At 62.6% G+C, this 20,607-nt stretch carries 23 protein-coding genes; 11 read left to right on the forward strand and 12 right to left on the reverse strand.

Annotation, left to right across the window (positions count from 1 at the left end; translation table 11 throughout):
• Positions 1–6 precede the first annotated feature (6 nt).
• Positions 7–789 (reverse strand): amino acid ABC transporter ATP-binding protein, encoded by a 783-nt coding sequence (locus tag CO670_RS11805; protein WP_097590405.1) that lies wholly within the window; start codon positions 787–789, stop codon positions 7–9.
• A gap of 63 nt (positions 790–852) precedes the next feature.
• Positions 853–1,683: a transporter substrate-binding domain-containing protein gene (locus CO670_RS11810; RefSeq protein ID WP_097590406.1), complete on the reverse strand. Its 831-nt coding sequence runs from the start codon at positions 1,681–1,683 to the stop codon at positions 853–855.
• Between the two features lie 198 nt (positions 1,684–1,881).
• On the opposite strand from CO670_RS11810, the gene CO670_RS11815 reads away from it, so the two are divergent.
• On the forward strand, positions 1,882–2,601 hold the full coding sequence (locus tag CO670_RS11815; protein WP_097590407.1) for a GntR family transcriptional regulator: 720 nt from the start codon (positions 1,882–1,884) through the stop codon (positions 2,599–2,601).
• A gap of 4 nt (positions 2,602–2,605) precedes the next feature.
• Positions 2,606–3,385 (forward strand): pyrroline-5-carboxylate reductase, encoded by a 780-nt coding sequence (locus CO670_RS11820; RefSeq protein ID WP_097590408.1) that lies wholly within the window; start codon positions 2,606–2,608, stop codon positions 3,383–3,385.
• Positions 3,386–3,391: 6 nt separating this feature from the next.
• Here the strand turns inward: CO670_RS11820 and CO670_RS11825 are convergent, their stop codons facing one another.
• Positions 3,392–3,940 (reverse strand): cupin domain-containing protein, encoded by a 549-nt coding sequence (locus CO670_RS11825; RefSeq protein WP_064696882.1) that lies wholly within the window; start codon positions 3,938–3,940, stop codon positions 3,392–3,394.
• 142 nt (positions 3,941–4,082) lie between these two features.
• Between CO670_RS11825 and CO670_RS11830 the strand changes: the two genes are divergently transcribed.
• Complete coding sequence (locus CO670_RS11830) at positions 4,083–5,417, forward strand: aspartate aminotransferase family protein (RefSeq protein ID WP_097590409.1); 1,335 nt, start codon at positions 4,083–4,085, stop codon at positions 5,415–5,417.
• A gap of 45 nt (positions 5,418–5,462) precedes the next feature.
• Here CO670_RS11830 and CO670_RS11835 read toward each other — a convergent pair whose 3' ends face one another.
• Positions 5,463–5,945 (reverse strand): Lrp/AsnC family transcriptional regulator, encoded by a 483-nt coding sequence (locus CO670_RS11835; protein ID WP_097590464.1) that lies wholly within the window; start codon positions 5,943–5,945, stop codon positions 5,463–5,465.
• A gap of 106 nt (positions 5,946–6,051) precedes the next feature.
• On the opposite strand from CO670_RS11835, the gene CO670_RS11840 reads away from it, so the two are divergent.
• From CO670_RS11840 to CO670_RS11850, 3 genes are read left to right on the forward strand one after another with little or no spacing between them, the layout of a single operon-like run.
• Complete coding sequence (locus CO670_RS11840; protein WP_097590410.1) at positions 6,052–7,263, forward strand: diaminopropionate ammonia-lyase; 1,212 nt, start codon at positions 6,052–6,054, stop codon at positions 7,261–7,263.
• Positions 7,260–8,507 (forward strand): Zn-dependent hydrolase, encoded by a 1,248-nt coding sequence (locus CO670_RS11845; protein ID WP_097590411.1) that lies wholly within the window; start codon positions 7,260–7,262, stop codon positions 8,505–8,507. Before CO670_RS11840 ends, CO670_RS11845 begins: the two co-directional genes overlap by 4 nt.
• Positions 8,504–9,664, forward strand: a complete 1,161-nt coding sequence (locus CO670_RS11850; RefSeq protein ID WP_097590412.1) for a M20 aminoacylase family protein — start codon at positions 8,504–8,506, stop codon at positions 9,662–9,664. Before CO670_RS11845 ends, CO670_RS11850 begins: the two co-directional genes overlap by 4 nt.
• A 3-nt stretch (positions 9,665–9,667) precedes the next feature.
• Here CO670_RS11850 and CO670_RS11855 read toward each other — a convergent pair whose 3' ends face one another.
• From CO670_RS11855 to alr, 3 genes are all read right to left on the reverse strand, one after another.
• Complete coding sequence (locus tag CO670_RS11855) at positions 9,668–10,687, reverse strand: AraC family transcriptional regulator (RefSeq protein ID WP_097590413.1); 1,020 nt, start codon at positions 10,685–10,687, stop codon at positions 9,668–9,670.
• A gap of 81 nt (positions 10,688–10,768) precedes the next feature.
• Entirely contained in the window at positions 10,769–12,043 is a 1,275-nt protein-coding gene (locus tag CO670_RS11860; RefSeq protein ID WP_097590414.1) for a D-amino acid dehydrogenase, read from the reverse strand.
• Between the two features lie 66 nt (positions 12,044–12,109).
• Complete coding sequence (alr, locus tag CO670_RS11865) at positions 12,110–13,258, reverse strand: alanine racemase (RefSeq protein ID WP_097590415.1); 1,149 nt, start codon at positions 13,256–13,258, stop codon at positions 12,110–12,112.
• Positions 13,259–13,380: 122 nt separating this feature from the next.
• On the opposite strand from alr, the gene CO670_RS11870 reads away from it, so the two are divergent.
• Positions 13,381–13,845, forward strand: a complete 465-nt coding sequence (locus CO670_RS11870; protein ID WP_097590465.1) for an Lrp/AsnC family transcriptional regulator — start codon at positions 13,381–13,383, stop codon at positions 13,843–13,845.
• Between the two features lie 21 nt (positions 13,846–13,866).
• Here the strand turns inward: CO670_RS11870 and CO670_RS11875 are convergent, their stop codons facing one another.
• From CO670_RS11875 to CO670_RS11890, 4 genes are all read right to left on the reverse strand, one after another.
• Positions 13,867–14,157 carry a type II toxin-antitoxin system RelE/ParE family toxin gene (locus tag CO670_RS11875; protein WP_097590416.1) on the reverse strand — a complete coding sequence of 97 codons (291 nt, stop codon included), beginning with the start codon at positions 14,155–14,157 and terminating at the stop codon, positions 13,867–13,869.
• Positions 14,145–14,423, reverse strand: a complete 279-nt coding sequence (locus CO670_RS11880; protein WP_097590417.1) for a CopG family ribbon-helix-helix protein — start codon at positions 14,421–14,423, stop codon at positions 14,145–14,147. Before CO670_RS11880 ends, CO670_RS11875 begins: the two co-directional genes overlap by 13 nt.
• Before the next feature lie 118 nt (positions 14,424–14,541).
• Positions 14,542–15,267: a LuxR family transcriptional regulator gene (locus tag CO670_RS11885; RefSeq protein ID WP_097590418.1), complete on the reverse strand. Its 726-nt coding sequence runs from the start codon at positions 15,265–15,267 to the stop codon at positions 14,542–14,544.
• Between the two features lie 160 nt (positions 15,268–15,427).
• Positions 15,428–16,081, reverse strand: a complete 654-nt coding sequence (locus tag CO670_RS11890) for an acyl-homoserine-lactone synthase (protein ID WP_097590419.1) — start codon at positions 16,079–16,081, stop codon at positions 15,428–15,430.
• A gap of 175 nt (positions 16,082–16,256) precedes the next feature.
• Between CO670_RS11890 and CO670_RS11895 the strand changes: the two genes are divergently transcribed.
• From CO670_RS11895 to CO670_RS11910, 4 genes are all read left to right on the forward strand, one after another.
• Complete coding sequence (locus CO670_RS11895; RefSeq protein ID WP_097590420.1) at positions 16,257–16,601, forward strand: helix-turn-helix transcriptional regulator; 345 nt, start codon at positions 16,257–16,259, stop codon at positions 16,599–16,601.
• A gap of 186 nt (positions 16,602–16,787) precedes the next feature.
• A complete protein-coding gene (locus tag CO670_RS11900; RefSeq protein ID WP_097590421.1) occupies positions 16,788–17,459 on the forward strand; it encodes a hypothetical protein in 672 nt (223 codons plus the stop codon).
• 119 nt (positions 17,460–17,578) lie between these two features.
• Positions 17,579–18,295: a hypothetical protein gene (locus tag CO670_RS11905; protein WP_141502266.1), complete on the forward strand. Its 717-nt coding sequence runs from the start codon at positions 17,579–17,581 to the stop codon at positions 18,293–18,295.
• 66 nt (positions 18,296–18,361) lie between these two features.
• A complete protein-coding gene (locus CO670_RS11910; protein ID WP_097590422.1) occupies positions 18,362–18,766 on the forward strand; it encodes a hypothetical protein in 405 nt (134 codons plus the stop codon).
• Between the two features lie 97 nt (positions 18,767–18,863).
• On the opposite strand, the gene CO670_RS11915 is transcribed toward CO670_RS11910, so the two are convergent.
• Positions 18,864–20,588, reverse strand: coding sequence for an EAL domain-containing protein (locus tag CO670_RS11915; RefSeq protein WP_245425806.1), 1,725 nt, complete (start codon positions 20,586–20,588; stop codon positions 18,864–18,866).
• Between the last annotated feature and the right edge of the window lie 19 nt (positions 20,589–20,607).

The raw sequence follows: 20,607 nt of genomic DNA on the forward strand, positions 1-20,607 counted from the left end.
CCCCTCCTACTGCTTGATGTGGAAGACGCGGTCGATGAATTCCTTGGTCCGCTCTTCGCGCGGAGCGGCGAGCACCTGTTCGGGAGGGCCGTCCTCGACGACCACGCCGCCGGCGCAGAAGATGACGCGCGAGGCGATGTTCTTGGCGAACCACATATCGTGGGTGACAATCATCATCGGCATGTCCTGGGCGGCGAGCTGCAGGATGACCTGCTCGACCTCGCTGACGAGTTCCGGATCGAGCGCCGAGGTGACTTCGTCGAACAGCATCAGCTTCGGGTCGAGCATCAGCGCGCGGGCGATGGCGACGCGCTGCTTCTGGCCGCCGGAAAGCTGGGCCGGATAGGCATTGGCCTTGGCGCCGAGCCCGAAGCGTTCGAGCAGCGCCTGGGCGCGGGCCGTCGCCTTCGCCTTGGCTTCTCCGCGCACCTTGCAGGGCGCGAGAATCAGGTTCTGGGTGACGTTCAGATGCGGAAACAGCGTGTAGTGCTGAAAGACCATGCCGATCGAGCGACGGACATTGGTGTCGATCTGCGTCTCCGCCGCCGCGCCATCGGAGGAAATATAGGGCTTGCCATCGAAGCTGATCGAGCCGCTGTCGATCTGTTCCAGCCCCATCATCACGCGCAGCAGCGTGCTCTTGCCGCCGCCGCTCGGACCGATGACGACGACGCGCTCGCCGGGTTTCATTTCGATGTCGATGCCTTTCAGCACCTGGACGGCGCCGCTGCCATAGCTTTTGTGCAGCGCCTGCATTTTCACGAGGGGAAGGCTGAAGGACGTGGTCATGGCCAATCTCCGGTGATCGAAACTGGAGGGGGCCGGCGCGATGCCCGCACCGGCCCGGCGAGGTTACTTCGCGCCCTTGAGCACGTCGTCGACGGCCTTCTTGATCAGCTCGTCGACATGGCCGGTGGCGACCCTCTCTTCGAGGAAGATGTCGACCACCTCGACATCGGCGGCAGAAAGCTGATGCGGCAGGCCGAAGGAGACGCCCTGCTTGGCAAGTGCCGGCGTCGGATTGAGCGCCACCGCCCAGTCCGGATTCGACTGCGTGAAGAGCTGGTTGGTGTCGGAGGCGTCGACCAGGATGTCGGCGCGCTTCGAGGTGACCGCCAGGCGGGTCTCGTCATTGCCGGGAAGGCGCATGATCGTGGCGTTCTTCACCGCCGCCGAGATCGCCTTGTCCTGCGCCGTGCCCGACATGACGGCGAGCGTCACGCCAGCCTTGTCGATATCGGCGACGGAAGCGGCGCCGGCCGCGATCTTCGGGTTGTTTTTGTTATAGGCGAGCGAAATCTGGTACTCCATCGCCGGGATCGAGAACTGCACGGCCATGGCGCGTGCCGGCGTACGGTTGAGCGCCAGCGACACGTCCCATTTGCCGGCTTGCAGACCGGCGACGATATTGTCCCAGGTCGTATCGACGAATTCGGGCTTCACCTTCAGGACTTCGGCGAATTCCTTGCAGAGATCGGCGAAGAAGCCGGAATATTCGCCCGTCGCCGGATCGCGCATGACATAGGGCGGCGCAACGGCCGCGCCGCAGCGCAGAACGCCCGCCTTCTGCACGCCTTGCCAATATCCCTCGGCGGTCTGGGCCTCAACGGCGGTTGCGGAAAGACCTCCCATCAGGGCGAGCGCGGGCAGCGCCCGCAGGGCGGACGTTATCAAAGAAAGCATCGGGCATTCCTCTTTGTTGTGCGCGAAACGCGCGGTTCCACTCGTCGGCTCACGCCGTTTCTATTGTTTTCTTGTCGGCTGCGTGTCGACTGACCAAAATATGTCAACAGCGTGTCGACAAAGTCAAGCGGAAAAATTACATTGCCGACACGCTGTTTTTCTGGCCCAATGGACCCGCGTCTGGAGAAAGGGACTTAAGTGTCTGAAGAATCGGAAGTGAAACGCATCCGCGGGACCGGCTGGAAGAGCGTCTATGAAACGCTGCGCAACGAGATCCTGTCGCTCGCCCTGCCGCCGGGTCAGCTTCTCGACGAGATGACGCTTGCCGAACGCTTCGACATGTCGCGCTCGCCGGTGCGCGAAGCCCTGATCCGGCTCGGCGCCGACGAGCTGGTGGTGACGCTTTCGAACCGCAGCACGATCGTCGCGCCCATCGAAGTCGCGACCTTTCCCAAATATGTCGAGGCGCTCGACATCGCGCAGCGCATGAACACGCGGCTAGCCGCGGCGCTCCGGACCGAAGCCGACCTGAAGATCATCGCCAAGCGTCTGAAGTCGTTCGAAACGGCGGTCAAGACGGGCAATCATCTCGCCATGTCGGAAGCCAACAAGGAATTCCACATGGCGATCGCCCATGCCGGCAAGAACCAGTATCTCGCCTCCTTCTACGAGAAGCTCCTGTCGCAGGGCCAGCGCATGCTCCACCTGCATTTCGAATATCTGGAGCGGACCCATGAGGGCTATCTCTTGACCGACGAGCACACGCTGATGCTCGATGCCATCCGGGAGAAGAACGTCGATCTGGCCGACGAACTCGCTCACGCCCATACGCGCCAGTTCCAGGACAATTTCATCAACTTCATGCGCGAGAACTACACCACGGATGTCGCGCTGGGCCCGCTGCGGGCGGCGGAGTAATCGGATGAAGATCGACAGCATAGGATTCGTCGGCACCGGCGCCATCACCGAAGCCATGGTTCGCGGCCTTCTGGCCGAACCGGCCTATGCCTCGGAGATCCATGTCTCGCCGCGAAGCGCTCACATCGCCGCGACGCTGGCAGCCGAATTCGCCTCGGTCAGAATTGCCGGGAACAATCAGACTGTCGTCGATCGCAGCGACATGGTGTTCCTGGCGATAAGGCCGCAGATCGCCGAGGAGGTCGTGCGGGCGCTGTCGTTCCGGACCGGCCAGACGGTCGTCAGCCTCGTCGCGGCGACGGAGCGCCAGGCCCTGCTCGATTGGATCGGCGCCGATGTCAAACTCGGCCAGGCCATCCCCCTGCCCTTCGTCGCGCAGCGCCACGGCGTCACCGCCATCTATCCCGCCAATGCCGCCATCGCGGCGCTGTTCGACACGCTCGGCACGGCCGTGCAATGTCAGTCGCGGAAGGAGTACGATCTCCTCGCAGCCGCAAGCGCCGTCATGTCGACCTATTTCGGCGTCATGGAATCGATCACCGGCTGGCTGGAGAAAAGCGGTCTCGAAAGGGCAAAGAGCCAAGCCTACATCGCCCCGCTCTTCGCAAGCCTGGCGCAGAAGGCCAACAATCCCGGCAACGAACCCTTCAGCGCGCTGAGCCGCGAATTCGCCACCAAGGGCGGCCTCAACGAACAGGTGTTTTCCGACTTCGAGAGCAAGGGCGGCCTTGCCGCGCTGAGTGCTGCGCTCGACGGCGTGCTTGCCCGCATCGAGGGCCGCTGACATCACTCAGAACGTCGGCGGCGTGCAGGCGCTGATGACTTCGCAGGGCACCGGACCGACACAGCGGAACCGGTGCGGGCGCCGGCTTTCGAAATAATAGGCATCTCCCGGCCCGAGGATGCGCCGCTCGTCATCGACAGTCACTTCGAGCCTTCCCGAAAGCACGATCCCGCCCTCTTCCCCTTCATGGACGAGAGGCACCTTGCCGGTGTCCGCTCCGGGCTGGTAGCACTCCTTGAGGATCTGCAGGCTGCGGCCGAACAGGTTTTCGCCCACCTGCCTGAAGGAAATGGCGCCCTTGCCGATCTCCACCAGTTCCTCGGCCGCATAGAAGGCCTTCCGTGGGCGGTCGGGCTCGAAGGCGAAGAATTCGGCGAGCCCGATCGGAATGCCGTCGAGAATGCGTTTCAAGGCCCCGACCGAAGGGTTGGAGGCGTTCGATTCTATGAGCGAGATCGTCGAATTCGGCACGCCGGTGCGCTTGGCGAGTTCGCGCTGGGAAAGCTTGTGGGCGATGCGGAGATGGCGAAGGCGGCCGCCGATATCGATAGACATGATGGGCTCGTTTCTGTTGTCCAGAATATCGAAAACATATCCTTGCGCTTTATATATTTCAATTGGTTATGCAATTGAAGAAAAGGACTTGTTTGCAAAGCGGAAATCACGCCATTCTCGGTTCATTCCCAAGGAGGCCAGAATGGACCAGATCAACAAGACGAACGCGCCCGTACTCGAAAATTTCTGGATGCCGTTCACCGCGAACCGGCAGTTCAAGGCCACGCCGCGCCTTCTCGCAGCCGCCGAAGGCATGTATTACACCGATGTCGATGGGAACCGCGTTCTCGACGGCACGGCCGGCCTCTGGTGCTGCAATGCCGGCCACGGCCGCAAGAAGATCGCCCAGGCCGTCGAGCGGCAGCTTTCGACCATGGACTATGCCCCGACCTTCCAGATGGGCCATCCCATCGCCTTCGACTTTGCCGCAAAGCTCGCCGCAAACGCGCCGGGCGGCGCTGATGCCAAGCTCGACCGCATCTTCTTTACCGGCTCTGGTTCGGAATCGGTCGATACAGCCCTAAAGATCGCCATCGCCTATCAGCGCGCCATCGGCCAGGGCACCCGGACGCGCATCATCGGGCGCGAAAAGGGATATCACGGCGTCGGCTTCGGCGGCATTTCCGTCGGCGGCCTCGTCAACAACCGCCGGGTCTTCCCGCAAATCCCGGCCGACCATATGCGCCATACGCTCGATGTCGAGCGGAACGCCTTCTCCAAGGGGCTTCCCGCCCACGGCATCGAGCTCGCCGACGATCTCGAACGGCTGGTGCAGCTGCACGGCGCCGAAACCATCGCCGCCGTCATCGTCGAGCCGATGTCGGGCTCGGCCGGCGTCGTCCTGCCGCCGAAGGGTTATCTCGAAAAGCTGCGCGCCACTGCCGACAAGCACGGTATCCTGCTGATCTTCGACGAGGTCATCACCGGCTTCGGCCGTCTCGGCACGCCGTTCGCGGCGGATTATTTCGGCGTCATGCCTGATCTCGTCACCACGGCGAAGGGTCTGACCAACGGCGCGATTCCCATGGGCGCGGTCTTTGCCAGCCGCAAGATCTACGACGGCCTGATGGTCGGGCCGGAAAATGCGATCGAGCTCTTCCACGGCTATACCTATTCCGGCCATCCGGTCGCCTGCGCCGCCGGTCTCGCCACCCTCGAAATCTACGAGGAAGAGGGCCTGCTCACCCGCGCATCCGAGCTCGCCGACCACTGGCAGGAAGCCCTCCACTCGCTGAAGGGCCTGCCTCATGTCGTCGACATCCGCAATCTCGGCCTGGTCGGCGCCGTCGAACTCGCGCCCCGCGCTGCTACGCCCGGAACCCGCGCCTACGACGTCTTCGTCGATTGCTTCAAGAAGGGCCTGCTGATCCGCGTGACCGGCGACATCATCGCGCTGTCTCCGCCGCTCATCGTCGAGAAGGAGCAGATCGACACGATCGTCTCGACGATCGCCGATGCGCTGAAGCGCGCGGCATAACTTTGCCAGCCAACCGATGCGGTGGCGAAACGCCACCGCATCGGCTCACCCGACGGGCACGCCGAGCCCGACCTTGACCCGGTCCATCGCAACGAAGGTCCGGAAGCGTTTGACGTTGTTGTTGCCGAAGAAGAGCCGGCGCGTCAGCGCCTCGTAATCGGCCATCGACGGCACGACGATAACCAGAATGAAATCCGCTTCGCCGGTGACGTAATAGCATTGCTGGATCTCAGCGGCGGCCGCGAATTCCTTCTTCGCCCGCTCGATCTGATCGGCGGTTTCGCTGATCACCTCCACCTCGACGAAGATCGTGATCGACTGCCCGACCGCCTCCGGCTCGACGACTGCGACATCCGCCCGGATCACGCCCTCCTCCCGCATTCGCTTGATCCGCCGCTGAACGGCGGGCGCCGAAAGATTGACCGCTTCGCCGATCGTGCGCTGCGGGGTCATGTTGTCCTGCTGCAGGATGGCGAGGATCTTGCGGTCGAAGGCGTCGAGAGGAGAGGTCTGAACACGCTTGCTCAAATGAATGCTCCGGCGAAACAAAATTGCAAATGAACCCGCCAATATCAGCGCCTTTTTCGTGAGCGGTGCAATAGAGTTCAGCGACATCACGAAATCGAGGTTCGCCATGTTTCTTCCAAACACCACTGCCAGCTATCGGCTGCCGCTCGATCCGCGAGAACAGCAGACGCTCGGCATCGCCGCCGCCGAAGAGGTGGAGCGCTACCTCGCCTTTCGCGAGGACCATGCGGTTACGCCGCTCGTCGCGCTGCCGGGACTGGCGCGCGACATCGGCGTCGGCGCGATCCACGTCAAGGATGAGGGCCATCGCTTCGGCCTCGGCAGCTTCAAGGCGCTCGGCGGCGCCTATGCGGTGATCCGTCTCGTCCTCGAACAGGCCCGGCGGAAACTCGGCCGCGACGTCGATATGGCCGAGCTGCATTCCGAAGAGGTCCGCGCCGTTGCGCGCGAGATGACGGTTGCCTGCGCCACCGACGGCAATCATGGCCGCTCGGTTGCCCAGGGGGCTCAGTTCGTCGGTGCGCGCGCCGCGATCTTCGTGCACGCAGGCGTCAGCGATGAACGCGTCGCCGCCATCGCCCGTTTCGGCGCAGAGATGATCCGCGTCGAGGGCACCTATGACGACTCCGTCCGCGAGGCGGCCCGCATCGCCGAGGCGAAGGGCTGGATCATCGTCTCGGACACCTCATGGCCGGGCTACGAGCGCATCCCCGGCCTGGTGATGCAGGGCTATACCGCGCTGATCCGGGAAGCACTGAGCCAGATGCCGGAGCCGCCGACGCATGTGTTCATTCAATCGGGCGTCGGCGGCATTGCCGCCGCGGTCGCCGGCCATCTGGCGATTGCGCTCGGCGAGCGGCGTCCCGTCTTCACCGTCGTCGATCCCGCCCGCGCGGCGTGCCTCTTCGAAACGGCGCGCGCCGGCCATCCCGTTACGGTCGCCCATGGCGAACCGACAGTCATGGCGATGCTGGAATGTTATGAGCCCTCGCTGGTCGCCTGGCGTGTTCTTTCGCGTGCGGCCGATGCCTTCATGACGGTGGAGGAGACTGAGGCGACCGCGATCATGAACCGCCTTGCCCGCCCCGTTGCCGGCGATCCCGCGATCGTCGCCGGCGAAAGTGGCGGCGTCGGCCTCGCAGCCGCCATCAAAGCCGCCGCCGACCCGGCGAGCAGGGCGGCGCTTGCGATCGGCCAAGGCTCCCGCATCTTCGTCGTCAACACGGAGGGTGCGACCGATCCGGGCAAATACGAAGAAATCACCGGCCTGCCGCCCGCCGCGGTCGCCGCGAAGAACCGGCAAGGAGCCATGGCATGACTAAGCCATCCATCGATGCGGCCCGTCTTCTCGGACGCATCAGGACGCTCGGCGAGATCGGCCGGGACAGCAAAGGCCGGCTCGTCCGGCTGGCGGCGTCCGATACGGAAAAACTCGGCCGCGACCAGTTCGTGGCCTGGATCGCAGGCGCCGGACTCGAGGTCGCCATCGATCGCATCGGCAATATCTTCGGCATCTGGAAGCCGGATGGTGTGGCAGACGAAGCGCCCATTCTGCTCGGCTCGCATATCGACACGGTCATCGGTGCCGGCATCTATGACGGCTGCTACGGCACGCTGTCGGGGCTTGAAGTGATCGAGACGCTGAAGGCGGAAGGTCTGGCGCCATCCCGGCCGGTCGCCGTTGCGGCCTTCACCAACGAGGAAGGCGTGCGCTACGCGCCCGATATGATGGGATCGCTGGTCTATGCGGGCGGTCTCGACGTCGATGCCGTGCTTGCCACAATCGGCACCGACGGGACTGTTCTCGGCGAGGAGCTGAAGCGCATCGGCTATGCCGGCGAATATGAGCCGGGCTTCCTGAAACCGCATGCCTATATCGAGCTGCATATCGAGCAGGGGCCGGTCCTCGAACGCGGGGGTATTCCCGTCGGCGCCGTGGAAGACCTTCAGGGCATTTCCTGGCAGAAGGTGACTATCACCGGTGACGCCAACCATGCGGGAACGACGCCGATCTCGATGCGCCGCGATGCGGGTCATGCCGCGGCACGGGTCGTCACCTTCCTGCGCGACCGGGCAAAGACCTCGAACACGCCGACGGTGGCGACGGTCGGCTGCATGAATTTCGAACCGAACGCGATCAATGTGATCCCGTCGCGGGCGACCTTCACGGTCGATCTGCGCGACCCGGACGAAGATCGCCTCCGGGAAGAAGAAGCCGCGCTCGCATCCTTCCTGGAGGGCCTCTCGGCCGAGGAGCAAGTCAGCATATCGGTGGAAAGGCTTGCCCGGTTCGAGCCGGTGAAATTCGATTTGGGAATTGTCGAGCTCATCGAAGACTCCGCAGGAAAGCGGGGTCTCGCCTGCCGGCGGATGACCTCGGGCGCCGGCCACGATGCGCAGATGATCGCCAGGATCGCCCCGTCGGCGATGATCTTCGTTCCGAGCGCCGGTGGCATCAGCCACAATCCAAAGGAATACACCGCTGACGAAGATCTCGTTGCAGGCGCCAACATCCTGCTCGACGTCGTTCGCCGCCTCGCCACGGAAGGACTGCCGGCATGAGCATCGACAGGAATGCGCTTCACGCGGACATGACGGAATGGAGACGCCATCTCCACGCCCATCCCGAGTTCGGCTTCGAGGAGCAGCGGACCGCTGCCTTCGTCGCGGCCAAGCTCAGGGAGTTCGGCTTCGATGAGGTCGCTGAAGGCATCGGCGGCACCGGCGTCGTCGGAACGTTGAAGCGCGGCAGCGGCAATCGCGCCATTGCGCTACGCGCGGATATGGATGCCCTGCGCATCAGCGAACAGACGAACGCCTCATACCGGTCGCAGAACCCCGGCACCATGCACGCCTGCGGGCACGACGGCCACACCACCATGCTGCTCGGCGCGGCAAAGACCCTGGCTCAAGAAGGCGGCTTCGACGGCACCGTGCGCTTCCTCTTCCAGCCGGCCGAGGAATGGGGCAAGGGCGCGCTCGCGATGATCGCCGACGGGCTTTTCGAGCGTTTCCCCTTCGACGAGATCTACGGCATCCACAATATGCCGGGGCTCGGCGTCGGCAATTTCCAAACGCGTCCCGAAGCGTTCATGTCGGCCGAGGACAATTTCGAGATCACGCTGACCGGTATCGGCGGCCATGCCGCGCGGCCGCATTGGGGCAATGAAGTGCTCGTCGCCGCCTGCGCGCTGGTGACAAACCTGCAGACGATCGTCTCGCGGCGACTGGACCCGGCCGATATCGGCGTCGTCTCCGTCACCGAGCTGATCGCCGACGGCACGCGCAACGCGCTTCCCGGCCTTGCCCGCATTCTCGGCGACGCCCGCAGCTTCCGTCCGGAGATCAGCGAGACCATCGAAAAGCAGATGCGCGTCATCGCCGAGGGTACGGCCATGGCCTACAACGTCAAGGCCGACGTTCTCTATACCAGGGAATTCGTGCCGCTCATGAACGATCCCCTCCTGACGGAGGAAGCCCTGGCGGTGGGGCGCGGTCTCTACGGCGCTTCGAATGTCGCCATCGCGAGCAAGCCGATGACAGGGTCGGAAGATTTCGCGCAGTTCCTTGCGAAAGTGCCGGGCTGCTTCGTGTTCCTCGGCAACGGCGAAAGCTCGCCGCCGCTCCACAACCCGACCTATGATTTCAACGATGCGGGCCTGCTCCATGGGGCCGACTTCCACGCCGGAATCGTCCGTCGGCGGCTCCGGGCAGGCTGACGCTCACTGCTTGAAGACCTGTGAGGGCAGTTGGCCGAAACGCTTCCTGTATTCGGCTGCAAACCGCCCGAGATGGGTGAAGCCCCATCTGAACGCGATCTCGGCGACGGCCTGCCTGCCGCCGGTTTCCAGCAATTCGCTGTGGGCCGCCAGCATGCGGATTTCCTGCAGATAGGACATCGGGGTCGTGTTCCTGAACTGCCGGAAACCCTGCTGCAGGGTCCGCACGCTGACCTTGGCGGCCGCCGCTATGTCGTCGAGCGAGATCGGCTCGGCGATGTGTTCCTGCATGTAATCGATGGCCCATTTGACGTGGCGCGGCGCCGGCGCCGGAGCGGTCAGCGCCAGCTCGTCCGAATAGCGATTGGGACAGGCCTCCAGAAGCAGGTAGATCACCGCATCGGAGAGCGAGCTGACAGCCAGCGGCGAGCGCCGCAGCGGTCCGTTTTCGGCAAGGCCGGCATGAAGGTTCGCCACGATCTGCTGCACGATGAGTCCGGGACCGGCCGCAAGATCGATATCGGGATGAATGCCGATGTCGCCCGTGATCGTTCGCTCGAACATATGCGTGAGGCGCCTGACGATCATCTCCCGATCGATGAACATGCACAGGTGATGGCGGGGGCCGAAGATGCTGGTGCCCCTGGCACGGCCCGGCTCCAGGATTACGCCCCGGCCGGGCACGGAATAGATCGGCTCCTTGCTGCCCCCGAAGAGCATGTTGCCCTCCGTCGGCAGAAATATGGCCAATCTGTCGATGACACCGTCCCGCTTGCCGACAAGCGTGCCTTCATAGGAGCAATCGGCAACGCTGACATCTCCCGCCGAGATGAAATTGCAGTGATAGGAAATCGGCGCATTGCCCTCCGCCATCATCCTGATCGCTGCTTTCGGCGTCGACAATGCTTCCGAGAGCTGGTCGGGGTCCGTTCCACTCTGCACCATTTCCCGAAAGGACATGCCTGCCATCGCCGTCTCGCGGGAAAGATCGGCGGTGCTGTGCCTGTGAGGATTAACGGACATTCGTGACCTCGGATGACGGCTTCCCCGAGGGATAACCGATTTGTACAGTCATGTACATTCCCTTTCCTCCCGCTTGCGCGCTCAGCCGTAGCGGCTGACCGCAAGATCCCTGGCGTCGATTTCGGGCGCGCGGCCGCTGACGAGATCGCCGATCAGCCGCGCCGAACCGGTGCTCATCGTCCAGCCGAGCGTGCCGTGGCCGGTATTGAGGAAGAGGCCGGCGACCTTGGTCGGGCCGATGACCGGCGTACCATCAGGCGTCATCGGGCGCAGGCCGGACCAGAAGGACGCCTTGGAAACATCGCCGCCGGGGAAGAGATCGGTGACGGAGTGCTCCAGGGTGCTGCGGCGGGCCAGGCCGAGATCGTTGGTATAGCCCGAAATCTCGGCCATGCCGCCGACACGGATGCGATCGCCGAGCCGGGTGATGGCGATCTTGTAGGTTTCGTCCATGACGGTCGATTCCGGCGCACGCAACGCATCGGTGATCGGAATGGTGAGCGAATAGCCCTTGACCGGATAGACCGGCAGGCTGATGCCGAGAGGTTTGACCAGCAGCGGCGAATAGCTGCCGAGCGCGACCACCACCACATCCGCGCTCATGCGCTCGCGATCGGGGTTGCCGTCGCCATCGCGAGTGGTGATCACCCCGCGCACGCGCCCGGCCTCGACATCAAGCGCCTTGATCGTCGTGCCGTAGGCGAAGCGGACGCCGAGCGCCTCGGCCTTGGCGGCCAGCGCGTTGGTGAACTTGAAGCAGTCGCCGGTTTCGTCCTTCGGAGTCAGCAGGCCGCCGACGATCTTGTCGCGCACATGCTTCAGCGCCGGCTCGACGCGGATGCAGCCGTCCCGGTCGAGCACCTCGTAGGGAATGCCGTCGGCGGCGAGCGCCTTGACGTCCTTTGCCGAGGCATCGAGCTGCTGCTGCATGCGGAACAATTGCAGCGTCCCCTGCATGCGCTCGTCATAGGCAATGCCGGTTTCGGCGCGAAGCTCGGCGAGCGCGATGCGGCTGTAATCGGCAAGGCGCAGCATGCGGCTCTTGTTGATCGCGTAGCGCTCGGAGGTGCAGTTCGACAGCATTCTCGCCATCCAGGCGAGCATGGCCACGTCGAATTTCGGGCGCAGGATGAGCGGCGCATGTTTCATGAACAGCCACTTCATGGCCTTCGCAGGAATGCCGGGGGCCGCCCACGGGGAGCAATAGCCGAAGGAGACTTCGCCGGCATTGGCAAAGCTCGTCTCCAGCGCCGGGCCGGACTGACGGTCGACGACCGTCACCTCGTGGCCTGATTTGGCGAGCTGATAAGCGGAGGTGACGCCGAGGATGCCGGCGCCCAGAACGATGACTTTCATGATGTTCCCAATGATGAAGCGCCTGATCTCAGCGATATTGCCTGTGATAACGATCGCCGAGACCGGTTAGGATTTCGTAAGATAGCGATATTGCCTGTGATAACGATCGCCGAGACCGGTTAGGATTTCGTAAGATATGGTGTCGGCATCGCGCGCGATATGCTCGAGCGTCTGATGCGCCCCGAGCACCTCGACAAGGCTGCCGAGCGTCAGAGCGCCTTCCGGTAGCGCCGATACGTCGACGGTGATGCTGTCCATCGACACGCGCCCGACGATCGGCAGGCGGATGCCCTTGAAATAGACGGCGCCGCGGCCGCTCAGGCTTCGCGGCAGGCCGTCGGCATAGCCGGCTGCAATGGTGGCAAGGCGCGTTTCCCGATGCGTGACATGCGCGCCGCCATAACCGACCTTCGTGCCTTCAGGCACGGCGCGCGTCTGCACGACGGCGACATCGAGGCTGACGACCGGCTCCATCGGATTCTCCGTGCCGGCATTCGGAGCGCCGCCATAGAGCGCGATGCCCGGCCGGGCGAGCACGCCATGATAGGCATCGCCGAGGAAGACGCCGCCCGAATTGGCGAAGGAAATATCGAAGCCCGGAAATTCCTCGGCGATGCAGGCCATCTCCGCCAGCTGTTCGCCGTTCTGCTCGCCGTCCGTCTCATCGGCCGAGGCCAGGTGACTCATGATGAACAGGATCTCGACATTGCCGCCATCGCGAAGGGCGGCCGCAAGTTCTGCCCTCTCTTCGCTGGGAAAGCCGAGCCGCGACATGCCGGTGTCGAATTGCAGGACAGCGGGCAGGCAGCGCTTCAGGGCGCGCGCCGCCGCCGACCATTGCCGCCACTGGGCGAGCGAGTTCAGGACCGGGACGACGCCCATCTCGGCGCAGGCGATTTCATTGCCCGGCTGCAAGCCGTTCAGGACGAAAATCTGGGCGTCCTGCGCAAGTGCGGGCCGGAGCCGCACGGCCTCGATGAACTGGGCGACGAAGAAATGCCGGCAGCCCTGAGCGTAGAGCGTCCTGGCGACCCGTTCGGCGCCGAGGCCATAGGCGTCGGCCTTGACGACGGCGCCGGCGCGGACCGGCGTCAGCATGGATAGGAGCTTGCGGTAGTTGCGGCCGAGTGCGGCGAGGTCGATCGTCAGATAGCCGGTGGCTCCCTGCATGATCGTGGCAGTACGTGCGTGGGAAACCAAAATATCGCTATCCATGTCCACCCCTCTTTTCCAAGAGTGTATGAAATAATGAGCGACATTGCCTGCGATTCTGTCATCGATTATTGCGTGACTTGCATATTATGCGCATAGTCGATGAAAATTTGGAACAATCGATCATGCCCGCTCTCGACACCACCGATCGCAACATCCTGAGACTGCTGCGCCTCGATGCCCGCATGAGCAATGCCAAGCTCGCGGCCGAGGTCGGCCTGTCGCCATCGGCCTGCCTCCGGCGCATCAAGATCATGGAAAAGACGGGCGTGATCCGCGGCTATACGGCGCTGCTCGATACGAGCAATGCGGATGCGATGATCGCCGTGATCATCAACATCACCCTCGAACGGCAGACGGAAGATTATCTCGACCGCTTCGAAGCGGCGGTCCGCCGGCACCCGGAAATCCGGGAATGTTTTCTGATGACGGGCGGCTCGGATTATCTCCTGCGCGTGGAAGTCGCCAATGCGGGCGAATTCGAGCGGATCCACAAGGAGATATTGTCAGCCTTGCCGGGCGTGCTCAGAATTCATTCGAGCTTTTCGATCCGCAACGTTCTGGCGACACGGACGAAGGGAAAACGCTGAGCACGGTTCCTTGCATTCCTATCAGAACCCCGCTTCCTTCTGATGCCGCACCGCCAGGATCATCAAGGCGTCTCCATCGATACGGTAGCGAACCACGTACCCGCTGTCGCCGAAATCGACGAGCCATTCCAGGTATTGCTCGGGCAGATCGTCGACAAGACGTCCCATATGCGGATTAAGACCGAGAGCCCGCACAGATCTGAGGATCGTTTCGCCTGCTCGCTTGGCGGCCGATGGATTTTTCGGCCGGAGGAACTTCCGCAACCGTTCAAGGTCACGGATTGCAGCCGGGGAGAAGATTACTTGTGGCATTCGGGTGCGGGCAGCTCTTCGTCAGTTCCCCATGTTGAAAGCCAGTTCTCAACCTCATCTCCGGTCACGTGCAGACCGGTCGCCTGAAATTCATCCCAGGCATTGAGCGTCTCCTGCCGCAGCCTCTCGCGCTTCTCCTCGCGCTCCACATATTGTGCAATGGCTTCCCGCATGATCCAATGAGACGAGCGGCGGCGGGCTTCGGCCAATTGCTGGACACGGCCCTTCAACTCGTCATCGAGCTTGAGTGAGGTCGGCGATGCCATGGAGCCTCCTTAGTCAAAGGTAATACCGAGCGCTAATGTAAGGTTTCCCAGCCCGCTTGTCCACGAAGATGTTGACCGCCCTCGCCCGCGGGCCTGACGTCAAACTGAGCATTTCAAGCTATATCAGCTCGAGCGCAGTGGCCTTGGCCACCGCTTCGCTCGTCGTGGCGACGGTCAGCTTCCGGCGGGCCGAGGCGAGATAGAGCTGCACGGCGCTGACCGAAATGGACAGGCGGGCGCAGATCTGCTTTGCCAAAAGGCCATTGGCGGTCATCTCCAGGCATTGCAGTTCGCGGCGCGACAATTGCGGAAAATCCGCGGTCTTTCTCATGCCTGACAAGACCATCGCCCTGTCATGGAGATGGTGGGCGAGAAACTGGAGGTCACGCATGCTGTCCATCCGGAACTGACGCCAATAGGCATCCGGATGATTGGATGTGACGGTAAACAGCGATCGCTCCCCTTGCGGGCCGCGCACCGGCAAGGTGATACCTTGTCGGCCGACGCCGAAGGCCATCGCCTCCTTGAAGAAGCCTTGCGCCCGGCCCGAATCCCATTTCGAAGCGGACCATTCCACCGGCAGGAAGCCGCGCCGGCCAAGGCGGACGATGGGATCGATGCTGAAATAGTCCCGCTCGAGATATTGCTTCACCCACTCGGGCGGATAGGTGAGCATCAGCAACGGATTGCTGGCATTGCCGCCCGAGGTGCGGGTTACATGCAGAACCATATGCGAGATGGCGTAGATATGGCGGACCTCGTCCAGGGTTGCTTCCAGATCCCGCAATGTCGGCGATGCGGAGATCCGGTCCAGACTGTAGAAAAAACGAGAACTGCTCAGCATGAGATGAACTCGCAGTTGTGTGTTTGCTTTACTGCTCGTATTGGTATCATTTAGCGACTGCTGATAAAAGCCCAATCCCCGGCACGACGTGAAAAATAGGTTAAGGTCCGGCAGCGGCATATCTCACTCTGGGCGGCGCCGCTCTCCAGCGATCCCGAGATCACCTGATGCCGCCATGCCTTTCGCCGGCGACGGCCTCGGCGGGATTGCGGGAGGCTTGTTCGAGAAGGCGGGACAGGTTGGCGCGAAGTATGCGGCAATTGTCGGCCGTAACGTCCCACAGGCCGACAAAGAGGTTGCCGATTTCCGGCCGGGATCTAGCAAGCGGCGTCGGTCTCCAGCCGATCCGGCGATAGACGCCGATCATCGCGGCATCGTAGACGCCGACGATGCTTTCGATGCCGGTATCGAGTGCCAGATCGCAAAGCCCGGAGAGCAGTTCCGTGGCGACCGTGCGCGAGGAATGTTGATCGATCTCTCCGGCAAGCGGATGCACGCAGAAACGGGTGCATTCCCAGGTCGTCGGACTGTCGACATCGATGGGCTCATCGAAGAATTGACGAAACTCGCTCTTGAGCATCGTCGCCCCCGTGGTCGGCAGCAGGCGCAGCGAGCCCGTCAGCGTGCCGGAAGGCCGTTGCGTCACGATGTAGACGGGATCTTCCGTCTCGTCGTATCGATCCCTTTCCCACTCGTCCCTGACATCGACCTGCCATCCCAGCCGGTCGCGGAAGACGGCCGCGCGTGCGCGAAACATTTCATCGAAGGCTAGCCGATCGATCTCGAACATGTCTCTGGTGAGTATCCGCAGCATCTCCGTCCTCCTGATCACCGAAGTTTCACAAGGGGAGGACGGCCCCGGCAATATGGATATTTCACCAGATTGACCGGCGCTTCGCTTTGCCTTTCATTTTCATAAGCGACTTCTGATATTGACCGGCAAACGCTCTCCATGACCGCCAAACAATATAAACATGGGGAGGATTCCGATGACGCACGACCTGGCACGCGGCAAACGCATTCGCGAGGCGATATCCCGCGGCAAGTTCCGCAAAGTTCATGCACTTGCGGCCGAACTGAACGTCTCCGTCGCCGCCGTTTCGCGCTGGCAGAACGGCGGCCACACCTCGCTCGAAAGCGCCTGCGCGCTGGCGCACCTCCTTGATGTTTCCCTCGACTGGCTGCTGCTCGGGCGCGGCACCATCGACTGGCACAGGAACAGCCCGGTCTCGGCCACCGAATTGCAATTGGTTCTGGCACTGCGCGACCGGCCCGCGGCAGCCCGCTCCAATCTCATGGGCCTGGTCGAATCCATTCCCCCGGAGCACCCGTAACCCCAGGCGCAAATCTGCGCAGATTTTTCAATCTGCGCTCAACACGTTTAAGTTGCTATTTTCCAGATCATCAATGATCTTTCTCGTCAGGGTTTCAACAACGGTATCAGCAAAAACGGCTCATCCGCCTGCCTCGCCGCCGCGGAAACCCTTGTTTTCACTCTCAACCGAGAAGGGTCGTCGACCATGTCTACTTTGCTGACCATCAACGTGAAAAACTTCGAACCCCAGGCGCAGGGCTTCTTCTTCTTCCAGCAGCCGGCCATTTATACCGGCGGCGGCCAAGTCTATTCGAACAGCCTTTTCTCGCAGACCCTCGTCAACTACGATTCCGGAGGCTCGATTCTGACCTTCCAGGTCAACCTGCAATATTATGCCGGTATCCAGCAGGCGAATACGCCGCCGGCTATCGGCTCCGCTTCCGGCTATGCATCGGCCAGCCGCGCCGTCGATCTGGCTCCAGCGGCGGGCGGCAGCGGCAAGCCCAACGACTGGACGACCGCAACGGTCAGTCCGCTCGGCCTTTCCGCACCGACCTACGGTGAAGGGGTGCAGCCTGGCGCGTTCCGCATCACCACCCCGAGCTTCACCTCGCCGCCCTATTACAACGTCGGCTCCGCCGTCGAGGTCAATGGCGGCATCGTGCTTTCCAACTTCGTCCAGGCAAATCCGCTCAGCAATACCGATTGCCAGCCGATCCTCAAATATTATGTCCAGACCGGCGCCTACACGCCGGGCAGCGTCATGGATTTCACGCAGTCGAGCGTGAATGCGGCCGTCGCTGACTTCACCGGCGGCTACACCGTCTGCAACGTCACCCTGAACGCCAATGGCACCTGGAGCGTGCAGCGCCAGTAAGCCTCGGCAGCATGCGGGTGGGGCGTCCCCTCCTCACCCGCATGCGCACCATCCGCGCGATTGCCGCCATCCGCCGAGACGACGGGTAGGCTGGGTCTCAGACGGGAGCGCCGTACGCCATGACCAGTTCGTCCTACCAGATCAACGTTCGGAACCAATCGCAGACCACGCAATATTTTTATCTCTTCCAGAAGCAGGCCGCTTTCCCGTCTATGACGAACCCTTCGGTGCTCGCGAGCAGCCTCTGCTGCCAGAGCGTCGGCAACTACGGAAGTTCGGGAGCCCAGATCAATTTCGGCCTGGACAGACAGGTCTACGCCGGTGCCCTCAGCACCATGCAATCGGCGCCGCCCTCGCAGCTGATCGCGCTCATCGCACTCGATGCCAACACACGATCCATCGTCACCAGAACCACGGCCGCCCGGGCGATCACGCTCACCACAGCAAGCGGCTCACCTGACAATTGCACGAGTCTGTCGCTCGATCCGCTGGGTCTTTCCGTGCCCGCCTATCAATCCGGGATCCCCACAGGCGCCTTCGCCATGAACGTACCCACCTATACGCCCTTGCCGACTCCGGAACTTTATTGCGGCGTCGCCGCCCTGAACGACGATGAGTCGATCATCCTGTCGAGCTTCGTCGCCCCTGCGCCGAACGCCGTCCTGAGCTGCATCCCGGAACAGGTCTTTTTCGTAAAAACCGGCTACCAGCCGGCCGGAACCGTCGTGCCCTACGACGAGACCAACGCCGCCCGCTGCGATTTCACCACCGGCTACGCAAGCTTCACCGTCACCTACAACGCCAACGGAACCTTTTTGGTGACAGGAGGACCATAGACCCAGAAATCCGCTTCATCACCGACGTTCAGCCATCCAAACCCCGAGCTTATAGGGAGCATATCAATGCTAAACATCGCACCGAAATTCGCTGGCCAGACATCACGCCGCCGCAAGGCCGCTGCCGGCTTTGTCATTGCCGCCGCCTCTCTCCTCGCGACCGCTCTGCCGGCCGCCGCGCAATTGGCCTTTTCGCCCGACTGCCGGAATTTTCAGCCTATTGCCGTCGCCGCGCCGAACGATGCGATCCTGTTCACCAAGCAGCCGGTGCCGCATCCGAACGGAACGGCGACCGTTTTCGCGATCAACGGATTGGACAACTACGTCATTCCGGCCGGCGTCAATTCCTGCATCGTCGCAGCGCCCGAACCCAATGACAATTACTGCTTCATGGCCCGCAGCGACAACACGATCGACGGCGTCGGCTTTGCCGCCATTCATAATCCGGGCGGCCTGCCTGCGTGCCAGTAGGAGCTGTTCCATTTTCAGCAAATCTCCCCGCCCTGTCGAAAAAGAAGGCGGGGAGAGAAAGGGCGGCCAGTCGCAAGGATGCGACATGCCCGCCTCATCAGCTCGCGCGGACGGCGCCGGCTTGCCGGACCTCCAGCGCTTCCTGCTCCAGCCGCGCCGTCAGATCGGCAAAGGATTGCGGCCGCCCGAACGCATAGCCCTGAAGAGTGTGGACGCCGAGACCGGCAAGCACCTGGGCATGGTCGAGGGTTTCCACCCCTTCCGCGATGACTTCCATATCGAGGGCGCGCGCTATGTCGACCAGCGAGCTGACCAGCCGGCGGCTGGGCACCGATTGCAGGATCGGCATCACCAGCTGGCGGTCGATCTTGACGCGATCCGGCCGCAGCTCGAGGAGGCCCAGCAAGGAGGCATGGCCAGAGCCGAGGTCGTCGATTTCGATGTCGATGCCGAAGGATTTGATTGTCTGGATATTCTCCCGCACCTGATCGCTCAGGCTGTCGAGGAATATCGTTTCTATCAGCTCGAAGCTCAGCCGGCCGGGCGGTATGTCGAACGCGCCGAGCCTGGTGATCCACTCGGGATCGTCGAGACGGTCGGCGGAAAGGTTCACCGACACCCGGATCCCGGCAAGCGCAGCGCAGGATTCCATATCCGACAGAACGGCTTTCAGAATGACGTCATCGAGCTCTGCGACCAGTCCGTTCGATGCGGCGAGCGACAGGAAATGCGACGGCGCGAGAATTCCCCTGGTCGGATGGTGCCATCGCGCCAGCGCCTCGACGCCGTTGATCCGCAACGACCTGGCGTCGACCTGAACCTGATAGAAGGGGCGGATCTGGCCGAGCGCCAGTCCCGAACGGAGATCCTGGGCAAGCTGCCTTTCGTTGGCGAGCGCCGAAGCCATCTCATCGGAAAAGACTTCGGCGCGGTTCCGCCCATTCCGTTTGGCGTGATAGAGCGCCAGATCGGAATGCGAGAGCAGCTTGGCAAAATCGGCGCTTGCAGCACTGGCAACGCCGATCGAGCATCGGACGATCAGCGTCTGATCGCCGACAGGAATCGGATTGCCCAGGCTTTCCTGAATATGATCGAGCACCGCATCGATCCGGGCGCCTTCGTCTTCCGGGATGAGGATGGCGAACTCATCGCCGCCAAGACGCGCGGCGACACCGCCCGCGGAAATGGCGTTCAGCAGAATCTTGCTGACATGGCAGAGAACGAAATCGCCGACCGCATGGCCGAAACGATCGTTGATTTCCTTGAAGTGATCGACGTCGATGTGGAAAAGCGTGACCTTGACGCTCTCTTTCCTGGCAAATTCGGCCAGGGCGAAGTCGAAGCTGCGCCTGTTCAGAAGCCCGGTCAAATGATCGTGGTCGGCGGCGAGCCGCGCCTCCTCCCGGCTTCTTTCGAGCTCCTTGTTGAGAAGCACGTCGTCGGTCACGTCCCATTCGGCACCGACAAAGCAGGGATCGCCGCTCGCATCGACGAAATAGCGGGCACGCGAGCGCAGATAGCGCACCGCGCCGTCCGGCCGGATGATGCGGAACTCGGAAGCATAATCCGATTTGGTTTCTATCGCGCGCAGAAACACCGCATTGGTCGGCCCCAGGTCGTCGGGATGGACGCTGTCGAGCCAGATGACATCGAGCGGTGCCTTGGGCACGCCATAGATCGCCTTGAGCTGCTCATCCCACCGCGTCTGGTTCTTCGCGATGTTGTGCTGCCAGATGCCGATCCCGGACGCCTCGAGAGCCAGGCCAAGCTGGCGAAGCAGGTTCTCTAGCTCGACATTCGTTCTGGACCGTTTTGTGCTCAAAGGCGATCTCGCTGTTTCG

The organism is Rhizobium sp. J15 (genome assembly GCF_002531825.1).
Classification (GTDB): Bacteria; Pseudomonadota; Alphaproteobacteria; order Rhizobiales; family Rhizobiaceae; genus Rhizobium.